The 11,966-nt window shown below is 72.1% G+C and carries 13 protein-coding genes; 8 read left to right on the top strand and 5 right to left on the bottom strand.

Going from position 1 to position 11,966, the window contains the following annotated elements; genetic code table 11:
- From IEZ00_RS36455 to IEZ00_RS11440, 3 genes are all read right to left on the bottom strand, one after another.
- A partial coding sequence (locus IEZ00_RS36455; RefSeq protein WP_229795426.1) for an APC family permease occupies positions 1-738 on the bottom strand: 738 nt, incomplete at its 3' end.
- A gap of 111 nt (positions 739-849) precedes the next feature.
- The gene (locus tag IEZ00_RS11445) at positions 850-1,833 is read right to left on the bottom strand and encodes a beta-propeller fold lactonase family protein (protein WP_189223154.1); all 984 of its coding nucleotides are present in this window, start codon (positions 1,831-1,833) and stop codon (positions 850-852) included.
- 12 nt (positions 1,834-1,845) lie between these two features.
- On the bottom strand, positions 1,846-2,721 hold the full coding sequence (locus IEZ00_RS11440) for a hypothetical protein (RefSeq protein ID WP_189223153.1): 876 nt from the start codon (positions 2,719-2,721) through the stop codon (positions 1,846-1,848).
- 340 nt (positions 2,722-3,061) lie between these two features.
- Here IEZ00_RS11440 and IEZ00_RS11435 point away from each other — a divergent pair, with 340 nt between their 5' ends.
- Positions 3,062-3,721, top strand: coding sequence for a metalloregulator ArsR/SmtB family transcription factor (locus tag IEZ00_RS11435; RefSeq protein WP_229795425.1), 660 nt, complete (start codon positions 3,062-3,064; stop codon positions 3,719-3,721).
- Between the two features lie 18 nt (positions 3,722-3,739).
- Positions 3,740-4,171 (top strand): HIT family protein, encoded by a 432-nt coding sequence (locus IEZ00_RS11430; RefSeq protein ID WP_189223151.1) that lies wholly within the window; start codon positions 3,740-3,742, stop codon positions 4,169-4,171.
- Between the two features lie 34 nt (positions 4,172-4,205).
- Here the strand turns inward: IEZ00_RS11430 and IEZ00_RS11425 are convergent, their stop codons facing one another.
- Entirely contained in the window at positions 4,206-5,162 is a 957-nt protein-coding gene (locus tag IEZ00_RS11425) for an alpha/beta hydrolase family protein (protein ID WP_229795423.1), read from the bottom strand.
- 267 nt (positions 5,163-5,429) lie between these two features.
- On the opposite strand from IEZ00_RS11425, the gene IEZ00_RS11420 reads away from it, so the two are divergent.
- Both IEZ00_RS11420 and IEZ00_RS11415 read left to right on the top strand, forming a co-directional pair.
- Positions 5,430-6,317, top strand: a complete 888-nt coding sequence (locus tag IEZ00_RS11420) for an AraC family transcriptional regulator (protein WP_189223150.1) — start codon at positions 5,430-5,432, stop codon at positions 6,315-6,317.
- Between the two features lie 78 nt (positions 6,318-6,395).
- Positions 6,396-7,202 (top strand): NmrA family NAD(P)-binding protein, encoded by an 807-nt coding sequence (locus tag IEZ00_RS11415; protein ID WP_189223149.1) that lies wholly within the window; start codon positions 6,396-6,398, stop codon positions 7,200-7,202.
- Between the two features lie 19 nt (positions 7,203-7,221).
- Here IEZ00_RS11415 and IEZ00_RS11410 read toward each other — a convergent pair whose 3' ends face one another.
- Positions 7,222-8,133, bottom strand: coding sequence for an NADP-dependent oxidoreductase (locus IEZ00_RS11410; RefSeq protein WP_189223148.1), 912 nt, complete (start codon positions 8,131-8,133; stop codon positions 7,222-7,224).
- A gap of 80 nt (positions 8,134-8,213) precedes the next feature.
- Here IEZ00_RS11410 and IEZ00_RS11405 point away from each other — a divergent pair, with 80 nt between their 5' ends.
- The 4 genes from IEZ00_RS11405 (at position 8,214) to IEZ00_RS11390 (ending at position 11,121) form a co-directional block, all read left to right on the top strand.
- Positions 8,214-8,780, top strand: coding sequence for a TetR/AcrR family transcriptional regulator (locus IEZ00_RS11405; protein ID WP_189223147.1), 567 nt, complete (start codon positions 8,214-8,216; stop codon positions 8,778-8,780).
- 93 nt (positions 8,781-8,873) lie between these two features.
- Positions 8,874-9,179 carry a hypothetical protein gene (locus IEZ00_RS11400; protein WP_189223146.1) on the top strand — a complete coding sequence of 102 codons (306 nt, stop codon included), beginning with the start codon at positions 8,874-8,876 and terminating at the stop codon, positions 9,177-9,179.
- Positions 9,176-10,465: a WXG100 family type VII secretion target gene (locus IEZ00_RS11395; protein WP_189223145.1), complete on the top strand. Its 1,290-nt coding sequence runs from the start codon at positions 9,176-9,178 to the stop codon at positions 10,463-10,465. Before IEZ00_RS11400 ends, IEZ00_RS11395 begins: the two co-directional genes overlap by 4 nt.
- Positions 10,465-11,121 carry an ESX secretion-associated protein EspG gene (locus tag IEZ00_RS11390; RefSeq protein WP_189223144.1) on the top strand — a complete coding sequence of 219 codons (657 nt, stop codon included), beginning with the start codon at positions 10,465-10,467 and terminating at the stop codon, positions 11,119-11,121. The genes IEZ00_RS11395 and IEZ00_RS11390 overlap by 1 nt, the downstream gene beginning before the upstream one ends.
- Positions 11,122-11,966 lie beyond the last annotated feature (845 nt).

Raw genomic sequence — 11,966 nt, 5'->3', positions numbered from 1 at the left:
CGGGCCCAGGGCGGTAAGGACGGCGACGGCGACGGCCGCGTAGACCACGAGCGTGATGCCCAGCGCGATGGGGATGGCGCGGGGAATGGTGCGGGCCGGGTCGCGGACCTCCTCGCCGAGGGTGGCGATGCGGGCGTAGCCCGCGAAGGCGAAGAACAGCAGACCGGCCGCCTGCAGGACGCCGAGCGGGCTGGTCGTGCCCGGCGTCCAGGCGAGGTCGTCGTCGCGCCCGCCGGTGAGGGCAGCGACGACGACCAGTGCGAGCACCACCAGCACCACGGCCACGATCGCCCTGGTGGCCGCGACGGACTTCTGCACGCCGAAGTAGTTCAGGGCGGTCAGCGCGAGCACGGCGAGCACCGCGACGGCGGCCCGCGCGGGTCTGCCCGCGTCGGGCAGGGCGTAGGCGGCGACGGTGAGCGCCATCGCCGCGCAGGAGGCGGTCTTGCCGACCACGAAGCCCCAGCCCGCCAGGTAGCCCCAGAACGGGCCGAGGCGTTCCCGGCCGTAGACGTAGGTGCCGCCGGAGGCGGGGTAGCGGGCGGCCAGCCGCGCGGAGGAGGTCGCGTTGCAGTAGGCGACGACGGCGGCGATCGCCAGGCCCGCGAGCAGGCCGCTGCCCGCCGCCTCGGCCGCCGGGGCGAAGGCGGCGAAGACGCCCGCGCCGATCATGGAGCCCAAGCCGATGGTCACCGCGCCGCCGGTGCCCAGCCGTCGCGCCAGTCGGGGGGATGTCATGCTCGCGTCCTCCGCTCGGACGTGCTGGTGACGTCTGCCGCCTGGCGCACAACGCTAGTCGGGAATGGTCGCCGACCGCCCACGGGCCTGCCGCGGGCCCGTGGGCGGCGTTCAGCGGCGGGCGAGGGTGACGACGGAGAGGGTGTCGGAGCCGGAGTTGGTGACGAGGATGTAGCGGTGGCCGGGTCCGGGGGCGGACCAGTGCGCGTCCAGGCCCACCGCGACCTGGCCGAGCACCTGGTTGGTGCGGGTGTCGAAGGTGACCACGCTGCCCGAACCGGTGGCGCCGGGGCCCGCGTTGACCACGTACGCGATCCGGCCGCCCGCGGCGAGGGTGATGCCGCGCGGTTTCTCGCCGACGAGGATGGTCGCGGTGATCTTCCGGGTGCGGACGTCGACCACGGACACGGTGCCGTCGATGGTGTTGCTGATGTAGGCGGTGCGGTTGTCGGGGCTGATCAACACGCCGCGGGGTTCGTCGCCGACGGGGATGGTGTCGACGGCGGTGTAGGTGGCGGTGTCCACGACCGAGACGGTGTCGGCGTCGGAGTTGGCCACCCAGGCGTAGCGACCACCGGTGGTGAACTGCACGCCGCGCGGCGCGTCGCCGACCGGGATGGTGTGGGTGACGACCTGGGTGCGGGTGTCGATGACGTGCACCGCGTCGGAGCCGGTGCTGCTGACGTACACCTCGCGACCGTCGGGTTTGAGCGCGGCCAAGCGGGGTGCGTCGCCGACCGGGATGGTCTTCACCACCGCGCGGCGGGCGGTGTCGATCACCGACACGTCGTCGGAGTCGCGGTTGGAGACGTAGGCGTACCGGCCGGGCCGGTCGAAGGCGATGCCGTAGGGGAAGGTCCCGACCGGGATGGTGGCGACCTGGGCGCGGCGGACCGGGTCGACGACCGAGACGGTGCCGGAGCCGCCGTTGGCGACGTAGGCGAGCCGGTGGTCGGGGGTGAACACGACCGTCCGGGAGTTGGCCCCGATCGGGATCGTGCCGAGTTCGACCGGTTGCCCGGTCGCGGCGCCCGCCGTGGCGGTGGCGGGCGCCGCGAGGAGCAGCAGGGTGGTGGCGAGCGGGAGCAGGCGCAACGGGGTTCCCCTCTAGGTGGCGGATCGGGTGCGCAACCGGTGGCGGGCCGCCGCGTACAGGCCCGCACCGATCACGAGCGCGACCGGCAGCACGTAGTCGCCGTCGCGCTCGACGAACTGGAACCACTCCTGGCCGACCAGCGGCCGGAGCAGTTCGGTGAACAACTTCCAGGTCAGCACGAACCACAGCAGCGGTTTCACCGGGCGAATCAGCACGGCGAGGCCCAGCAGTATTTCGAACGCGCCGAGGACGGCCATCAGGTTCGCCGAGTCGACGGTCCCGCCGTCGATGCCGAAGAAGGCGAAGTACTTGTAGAAGTAAGACTTGTTCTCGAAGAGCGCGAATCCGCTGTGGCCGATCAGCAGCAGCGCCAACCCGACGCGAGCGGCCCAGTGCGACCACACCAGGGCGCGGTCGGAGACCTGCTCGGGCAGGTGCCCCTGGGTGAACCAGCGGCGCAGCGACCACCCACCGCCACCGACCAGCACCAGCAGGGCCAGCGGCATGCCGTAGTTGCCGCCGCGCTCCAGGAACTCCCACCAGCCCTCGCCCACGGCGGGTCTGAGCAGGGCGGTGAACACGCCCCACACCGTGGCGTGCAGCAGCACGATGCGCAGCGGGAAGAACAGCACGACCAGGCCGACGAGGATGTCGACCGAGCCCGTGACGTACATCAGCCACCTCACGGCGGTGTCGGCGGAGATGCCGAACAGGTCGTAGTAGGGCAGCCAGGCCCGCGACCGGCTCAACCCGGCCCAGCCGTGGCCGAGGTACTCCACCGCGACGCCGACGCGCAGCAACCAGTACAGCTTCGTGAGGACCGACGACCGCGCCCACCGCCGCGACAGCGATGAGCCGGCCGGATCGATCGCTTCTTTTGTGGTCATGGATCCCCCGATTCCTTGGGCGGATTGACCCGACCGCACTGAAGCTACGCACTCGCACTCAGCCGGAAATCGGCGAGAAGAAGCAATTAGAACTACTCCGCATGAAACATCCGAAGAGGACGTAAATTGTTTTTCCGCACGCGGAGGCGCGTGATCTTCCGCAGAAAACCACGATTCTCTTCCGAGGTCGCAGCAGTCCGCCACGCCTGCCTGCCGTCGGCGCGCGGACGCGGGTGTCGTGCGGTGCGAGGTGGCCCTGGGCGCCTCCCGTGTTCCATGGTGTGGACGACCTTGCCGCCAGCCAAGCACCTCAACAAGGATTGCCTCAATGGAAATCGACATGAATCTTCGGGACAGGGCGGCGGTGCACCACGCGCTGTCCGACCCGGTGCGCCTGGAGATCGTGGACCTGCTCGCGATCGGCGACCGGTCGCCGGGCGAGCTCGCCGCCCGCTTCGGCCTGACCTCCAACCTGCTCGCCCACCACCTCAAGGTGCTGCGCGAAGTCGGGCTGGTGGAGCGCACCAGGTCCCAGGCGGACGGGCGGCGCGCTTACGTGCGGCTCACCGCCGAACCACTGCGGGGCCTGAGCATCACCCCGACCGTGACCGCGCCCAGGGTGGTGTTCGTCTGCACCCGCAACGGCGCCCGCTCGCCGCTGGCCGCGGCGGTGTGGCGCACCCGCAGCGCCATCCCGGCCACCTCGGCGGGCACTCACCCCGGTGATCGGATCAACCCCCGCACACTGGCCACCGCCGAACGACACGGCTTGGTGCTCGAGCGGGAGACCACCGCCCACGTGCGCGACGTCGTCGCCCCCGACGACCTGGTGGTCGCCGTCTGCGACGGCGCTTTCGAGGAACTGGGCCCCGCCGACCGCCACGTGCACTGGTCGGTCCCCGATCCGGGACGGGTGGACACCGACGAGTTCTTCGAGGACGTCTTCAGCCAACTCTCCCACCGCGTCGACCGCCTCGCGGCGATCGCGCACACGCCATGACCGCTTGGAGGAACCACCGTGTCCGACTGCCCCTACTGCGACCCGCCCGAACCCGCCACCGGCGGCTGGGTGCACAGCGACGAGCACTGGTTGGTCGCCCACGGACCCTCGGAGACCACGATGGCGGGCGCCCTGCGCGTCACCTCGCGACGGCACTACACCGATTTCGCCGAGATGACGCGGGCCGAGGCCGAGTCCTTCGGCAGGCTGCTCACCCGCTTGGACGCCGCCCTGCGCGCGGTCACCGACGCCGAACGCGTCCACGCGGTCTCCACCCGCGACCGCGTTCAGCACTTCCACGCCTGGCTCTACCCCCGGCCCGCGAGCCATCCCCTGCGCGGCACGGACTTCCTCAACGCACCCCAGCGGACCACCTCTGCCGAAGCCGAGCGCACCGCCGCCGAGGTCCGCGCGCAGCTGACCACCCAGCACATGGTCGCGGGCGAGTGAGCAGGCCGCGTCCGACCGAGCCGAACCCCGGAGATCACCGCATGTGCTTCTCGAACCACGCCAGGATCCGCTCCGGGTGGCGCTGGAACCACAGGTAGCCGTCCCACCGCGCGGTGGTGCCGTGGACCCAGAACATGTCCTTCTCCTGCGCGCCGATCGCCTCGAAGATGGCTTCCAGGTCCGAGGGGTGGGTGAGCGGGTCGTCGTGGACGCCGTAGGTCAGGGTCGGCACGGTGACCGCCGGAGCCGACTTCGCCGGGCCGCCCTCCGCCAGCAGCACGCTGGTGATCAGCTGGAACCGGCGGTCGACCTCGGCGGCGTGCCCGGCGAGCCCGGCGTGTTCGAGCTGCCGCTGGAGGATGACCACCGGTGAGAGCAGCAGGGGCGCGACCAGGCAGCGCACGCCCGCGAAGGCGGCGGGGTCGAGTTCCATCGCCACGAAGGTGGCGTGGGCGCCCATGCAGCGGCTGAACAGGCCGAGCGTCATGCCCGCCAGGTCGGGGCGCGAGCGCGCGTAGGCCAGTGAGCCGAGCACGTCGCGGGCTTCGAACCGGGCGTTCGAGTGCAGCCCGCCGTTCGCCGCCGCACTCAGCCCGTGGTTGCGGAAGTCGTACGCCAGCACGTTGTAGCCGTTGTCGTGCAGGATCTTGTAGTCCGGGATGAGGTCGACCTCGAAGTCGTTGCCGAAGCCTTCCCCGAAAGCGGACTTCCACGGTTGGAGGTGTGCCGGGAAGCCGTAGCGGGAGAAGGTGAACGGGTGCGCGCAGATGATCAACCGGTCGGAGTCGTGGCGCGGGATGAACCAGCCTTCCAGCGGCGTGCCGTCGGCCGAGGGGAAGGTGACCTCGTCGAACCGGAGGCCGGCGTCCGCCGGTGTCCGCAGCAGCGGCGATCGCGGCGGGAAGGCGAAGCCCCGCGCGATCGCGTCGAGCGCGGCGTCGGTCCGCGCGTCGAGGGCGCCGTCGCCTGCCACTTCGTCGTTCTCGGGCATTCGGATCTCCACGGGTGGTCGAGGGAGGGTTGACGGGAACAGGCGGCCACCGAACGGGAGCGGGATCACCTCGCACCGGGATCGGACTCGCGAACGCTTGCCGCTGCCACCTGATCGCAGCCTATGCACGGGGGAACGCCGGAAGAATGTCCTCGGCCACCCGTCTCTTGCCAGATGCTTCCAAGCCCCGCCTGCCCCTCGCCTGACGACGCGGCCAAGCCCGTCCCCCGGTTACGCTGCCGTTGTGCCGACTGCGCTGGAGGACGTGTGGCGGGAACGCTGGAGAGCATCAGGTCGCTGATCGCAAAGCACGCCGTCGAGTCCGATCCCCGGCTGTCGCCGGGCGGCATCCGGTTGCACCTCAGCCGCTCCCCCAGCGCGCCGGTCCCCATCGTGTTCGAACCGATGCTGTACCTGGTCTTCCAGGGCAGGAAGCAGATCGTCCTCGACGACTGGATCATCGACTACGGCAGCGAGGACCTGGTCATCACCTACCTGGACCTGCCCGCGCTGACCCGCGTGACCGAGGCGGACCAGACCAGGCCGTACATGGCGGTGGAGTTGCCGCTGGACCTGGACGTGCTCGTCGACCTGGCCACCGACATGCGGCTGCCGCCCGTGGCGGAGGCGCGGGCGGTCTCGGTGCGTCCACTGCCGGAGGCCGTGCTCGACCCGGTGCTGAGGCTGTTGAAACTGCTCGGTTCCCCGATGGACGCGAAAATCCTCGCGGACGGGTTGAAGCGCGAGATCACCTACCGCGTGCTGACGAGTCCTCAAGGGGACTCGCTGCTCCAGCTGATCAACGTCGAGGGCGTGGCGCGGCGGATCAGGTCCTCGACCGAGTGGATGCGTCATCACGTCGACGCGCCGGTCGACGTCGGGACCCTCGCGAACCGCGCGGGGATGAGCGTCACCTCGTTCCACCGGCACTTCAAAGCCGCCACCGGGACCACACCGGTGGAGTACCACAAGCGAGTCCGCTTGCACGAAGCCCGCCGACTGCTCACCGGCGAGGTCGAGACCGTCTCGCGAATCGCGACGGCGGTCGGTTACGCCAGCCCGTCGCAGTTCAGCCGCGACTACAAGCGCATGTTCGGCACCCCGCCCGCGGCGGACCCCCTGCGCCTGAGGCCGCCGCGAGAGCGGTCCGGCTGACCGCGCGGCGCGAAGCTCGTTGACCTCCAGTTAAGTGGAGCTCCTAGCGTGGTCGGTGACACGGGGAGGAGATCCACCATGACCATCCTGGTGACCGGGGCCACGGGGAACACCGGCCGTCACGTCGTGGCCGGACTGGCGCGGCGCGGGCAGCGGGTCCGGGCGCTGACCCGCGACCCGGACGCGGCCCGATCGGTGCTGCCGCCCGGTGTGGAACTGGTGCGGGGCACGCACACCGCGCCCGACGCGGTGACCGACGCCCTCGACGGCGTCACCCGGCTGCACATCACGGTCACGCCGGGGCTGGCCGACGCGGGCGCCGAACTGGTGCGGCGCGCGGTGGACGCGGGCGTGCGCCGGATGACCGTCGTGTGGGGCGGGTACGTGGGGCCCACAGAGCGGGCCGTGGCGGACTCCGGGGTGGAGTGGACCCGCCTGGAACCGCAGGAGTTCATGTCCAACACGTTGACCTGGATCGACTCGATCCGCGCCGAAGGCGTCGTGCGCGAACCGTACGACTCGCCCAGCGCGGTGGTGCACGAGGCCGACATCGCCGCCGTCGCCGTCACCGCGCTGCTGGAGGACGGCCACGCGGGCCGCGCCTACAACCTCACCGGCCCGCAGGCGCTGACCACGCGCGAACGGATCGCGATCCTGTCCAAGGCGCTGGGGCGCGACATCGCGTTCGCGCCGATCACGCACGAACAGGCCGTCGACCGCCTGCTGGCCACCGGTGTCTCCCGCGAGGACGCCGAGTACGTCATCGGTTGGTACGCCTCCCCTCCCGAGGAAGCCTCCACAGTGGACGAAACGGTCGCCGAGGTGCTCGGCCGCCCTGCCCGCACGTTCGAGCAGTGGGTCGCCGAGCACGCGAGCCGCTTCTGAGACACCGGTCGCAGCACTCCTACACGTTGACAGCCACCACCAGCTTTCCCCGCCGGGGTCCGCGTTCGGCGGCGGTGTGCGCGGCGACGGCGTCTTCGAAGACCTCCTGGACGGGCACGCGGAATCGGCCACGCTCGAACAGCGCGGCGGCCGCGGCGAGCCCGTGCCGCCCGTCCGGCTCACCGCCCAAGGCCCCCACCGACACGCGGACCCCGTGCCGCGGGCCGCTGGAGTCGGCCAGCGTGACCACCGACGACGGCGACCCGGTCAGCTCGACCAGCTCCGGCAGCGAACCCTTCCCGGCGACGTCGAGCGCGACGTCGACCCGGCCCGGCACCCGCGCGCGCAGGCCGGGCCCGTACGGGATCGGCGTGGCACCCAGGCTCTCGACGAACTCCTGGTTGCCGGGCGCGGCCGTGCCGAGCACGCGGGCGCCGCGCGCGAGCGCCAAACCGACCGCGAGGCTGCCCACACCACCGGACGCGCCGTCGACCAGCAGAGTCGTCCCCGCGCGCACGTCGAGCAGGTCGAGGGCGCGAGTGGCCGTCTCGACGCCGGACGCGGCCGCCCCGGCCTGCTCCCACGGCATCGACGGCGGTTTCCGCGCCCAGAAGGCGAGGACGGCGAACTCGGCGGTCGCCCCGCCGAGGCGGGCGGCGTCGACAGCGCCGAAGACCTCGTCACCGACCGACACACCGTCCTCGACACCGGGGCCCACCTCGTCCACGACACCCGCCGCGTCGACTCCGGGGATGTGCGGGAGGGCGATCGGCGACCGCGCCCTCCCGGCCCGGATCGCCAGGTCCACCGGCGAGACACCGGCCGCGCGAACCCGGACGCGCACCTGACCGGGACCGGCGTGGGGCTGCGGGAGTTCCCCCACCGACAGGACTTCAGGCGGGCCGAACCGCTCGAACCGGACTGCGAACACAGTGACTCCCCGGAAGTTCCGCTGGGCTGATGGCGCCTACGGTAGGAGCGATCACCAGTGGCGGACGGGAAGTGAGAGCCGTGCGGGACGAACTGACTCGGAAACGCCGGACCGACGCCGAGCACAACCGCCGCCACCTGGTCGCGGTGGCGCACACGGCCTTCGCGCGGCACGGCCCGGACCTGCCGGTGCGGCGGATCGCGCGGCTCGCGGGCCTGGCCCCCGCGACCGTGCACCGGCACTTCCCGTCCCGCGCCGATCTCCTCGCGGCCGTGCTCGCCGGTCAGGTGGACCGGTGCGAGCGGCAGCTGCGGGCCGCGCTCGCCGACCCGGACAGCCGCCGCGCGCTGACCCGCACGTTCCACCGCTTCGGCCAGTGGCGGGTCCGGGAACCAGGGCTGGTCGACGTCCTGAGCGGGCCGGAGTTCGCCGACCGCCGCCGCGCGCACGCCGAAGCGTTCGCGCGACTGGTGGACCGGGCCCGCGCCGACCGGGTCCTCCGCCCCTGGGTGTCGGTCGAGGACGTCCGGGGCGCGCTGATGGCGATCCCGTCGGCGCGGACGAGCCCGGCGGCCAAGAGCCTCACCCGCGTGCTGCTCACCGGACTCCTCGCGCTGCCCGCGGGCGAGGTTCCGGCAGCCCGCTGACCTCGCCCGGCGCTCCGCAACGACCAACCCCATTCGCCTCGACGGGTGACGGCGCGGGGAGGGGTCCCCGGCCGCTGCCGCCACTCTGCGCACATGGGCGATTTCGAAGTGGCCGCCGAGGCCCTCCGCGGGGTGGTCGGCAGGCACGACAAGGTACGTGACGACCTGTCCGCGACCAACCAGCGCAGCGGGTTGCTCGCGCGGCTCCAACCCCCGATGCCGGATCCGGCGACCACCGCCTTCATCACCGCCGCGTGCCAGGCGGGCCAGGCGCACCTGGACTCGGTCACGAGCATCGAGCGGGAGCTGCAGACGCGCATCGAGGAGCTGAAGGCGTCGCTCGACCAGTACGTGACGACCGAGCAGGACAATCACCTGCGACTGGCGGTGGACCGATGAACGAGCTCAGCGGCTACGAGATCTACCAGATGGTGTCGCGGGGCGCCGGTCCCGACGGGCTGACCCAGGCGGCGGACGTGTCGAGGGACGCCCGCACGCGCATCGAGGCCCTCGGCGACGAGCTGCGTCGGCTCACCGCCGAGGCGCAGGCCGAGTGGCGGGGTCGGGCGTCGGAGCGGGCGGCGCAGGCCGCGCAGCCGATCGGGCAGGCGCTCCAGCGCGCGCAGGAAGCGCTGGACAAGGCCGACGCCTCGTTGCGGGCCCAAGCTCAGAACTACGGCGTGCTCAGGCAGCAGGTGCAGCCGATGGCGACGCCGTATCCGCCGGAGCTGACTTTCTTCGACGAGATCACGCCGTGGGACACCGACAACGAGCTCGCGCGCAAGGCGTGGTTCGAGGCCGACGCGCACAACCGCCGCGTCTACGCGGAATATGCCGCGGTGACGGGCCGGAACCAGGCGATGCTGCCGCAGGTGCCCCCGGCGTCGGGCGGTGTGATGGGCGCGGACACCGCTGTGCAGGCCACGGGCGGAGCGGGCGCGCGATCCGCGACGTCCGCCCCTCCGCAGGTCGGGGGTGCGGGGAGCACCTCGCCCTCGTCGGCGGGATCGGCGGGCGGTGGCGAGGTCTCCGCACCGCCGTCGACCAGCGGTGGTGGCGGCAGGACTTCGGCCAGCAGCGCCGGGGGCGGCGACGGAGGCCCCACCAGCGGTGGTGGCGGCGGCGACACGGGCCCCGCCGGTCGGGCGGCTGCCGTCCACGGACCCTCCGCCGCACCGAAGCAGCCGGGTGACCGGCTGCAGCCAGTTGACCGGCTGCAGCCGGGCGACCGGACGGCGGTCGCCGACTGGTCCACCGGTGCGCTGGGCGGCGTGCCGATCGCGGCGCGTCCGCCGTCGGCCAGGGACAGCGCGCACACGTCGAGCACCCCGAAGGGCGACCACCTGCTCGGCGCCGCTCCGGTGCTGCCAGGCGGGATCGGCATCGGCGACCCGACCGGCACCAGGGGACAGCGAGGCTCCCTGGCACCGGGCGACCAGTCCGCCGTTCTCGGCAGAACACCGCACAACGCCCCTGTCACGGCCAGTCCCCGTGGCGCGGCAGGCAGGGTCGGAGCGGCGGGCGTGGGCGCAGCGGCGGGCATGGGCGGTTTCGCGCCACACGCCGCGCCCACGCGTGGGGACGAGGACAGGGAGCACAAGCGCACCGTGTACCTCGACGAGGACGTGGACACGCTCGTCGGCCCGATGCCCAGCGGCGTGACGCCCGTGATCGGAGTGGACTGATGTTGCGCACACCGGTAGTGCTGTCCGACACGGCGTTCGACACGCTGTGGCGCCGCGACGACCTCGGCGAGCACCACACCGCCCTGCACGTGCCGCCCGCCCAGGCCAACGCCCTGGAAGTCGAGCAAACCCTGCACCGCGAGGGGGTGCGGGTCGACGACGCGCGGGAGGCGTTGCGGGTGCTCGCGTTCGCCGACCACGAGTGCTTCGGCTGGATCGCCTTCAACCGCGACATCACACTGCCCGTCGTCACCGCCACGGCCGGACGGCACGGCGTGTTCGCGTTGCGGGACAACGGTCACGTGCGGATCGGCGCGTTGCACGGCGATCCGTCGGACACGCTCGTGGCATGCCTGCCGCCGATGCCGCCCGGCCGGGGCTCGTCGATCAACGCCCGTGCCGAGGAGGCCCAGGGTTCGCGGGCGCTGGTGGAACTGATGCAACGTCCGCGCACCGGCGTCGCCAAGCTCTTCGCCGCCAAGCGCGACCGGCACGGACGGCGCAGGCGCTCGGAATCGTTCATCACCACGATCGACTGCCCGGACGGCCGTTGGCTGGTCGTCCGCTACACCGACAGCCGCAGCCAGCGCTGGGTGCACGCCACGCCCGCGACCCACTCCATCATCGGGGACTGGTTGCGCCGCATCAACGACTGACGGCCCGCCCTCCGGCGGGACCACGGCCCGGTGGAGCTGGTCCGAGGTCCGGAACCCGTCCATCGCCAGGCGCACGTGCCGCCGCCACATCGTCGGGGCGACGTGCCGCGTGGCCTCGGCGATGCGGGCTGTGCCCGGTCAGCTCGCAGGCGCCCCCGGCCTGCGCCGCGAGGAACTCGCCGAGCCTTTCCCTCGAGCACGTGCCGCGGCTGGAGCAGAGCCGGACCACCAACCCGTCCGCCCAGGTGGTCTCGGCTCTGGCTCGCGCGCTGCCGCCTCGGCGACCGCCTCGGCGATCTCAAGACGATCAGCCATCCCGAGCTGGGGTGACCTCACCCTGGAGTGCGACGTGCTGACCGTTGCCGGGGTCGACCTGCGCATCGTGACCTACACGGCGGCCCCTGGCACCAGCGACGCCGATCAGCTCGACCTCCTGCGCGCCTCCCGGCTCAGCGAGGCTCGCTGACGACCAGCCGCCCCTGGGAACCGGGCAGGCGACACCAGCTCGGTCAACAGCACCGGCACCGAGAGCCGGGCGGTGGCGTGGTCCCCTGGGCCGAGGCCATCCCGCGGTGTTGAGCGTGCTGGATTCCCACCCGACCGTTCAGGTCGAATGCTCCGCGCACGAATGCGATGAACCGCTTCAAACCGCCCCGACCCCGACAACGGAGTACGACGTCCGCTCCTGCCGCCGAGCGGTTGGTTGAAGTGCATCGTGTGTTCGCGCAGTGTGAGCGCGCCCGTCTCGCCCCGACAAGGTCGAAGCATGGACGAGATCACTCCTCTGGGAGCTCGGGTCCATGTGAAGCGACCGATACCGGAGAGAGGAACGGCAGTTGATGACG

The sequence above is a fragment of the Saccharothrix coeruleofusca genome (assembly GCF_014648515.1).
GTDB lineage: Bacteria > Actinomycetota > Actinomycetes > Mycobacteriales > Pseudonocardiaceae > Actinosynnema > Actinosynnema coeruleofuscum.
Note: the sequence above shows the minus strand (reverse complement) of the source record. Positions and strands in the feature narration are given on the sequence as shown.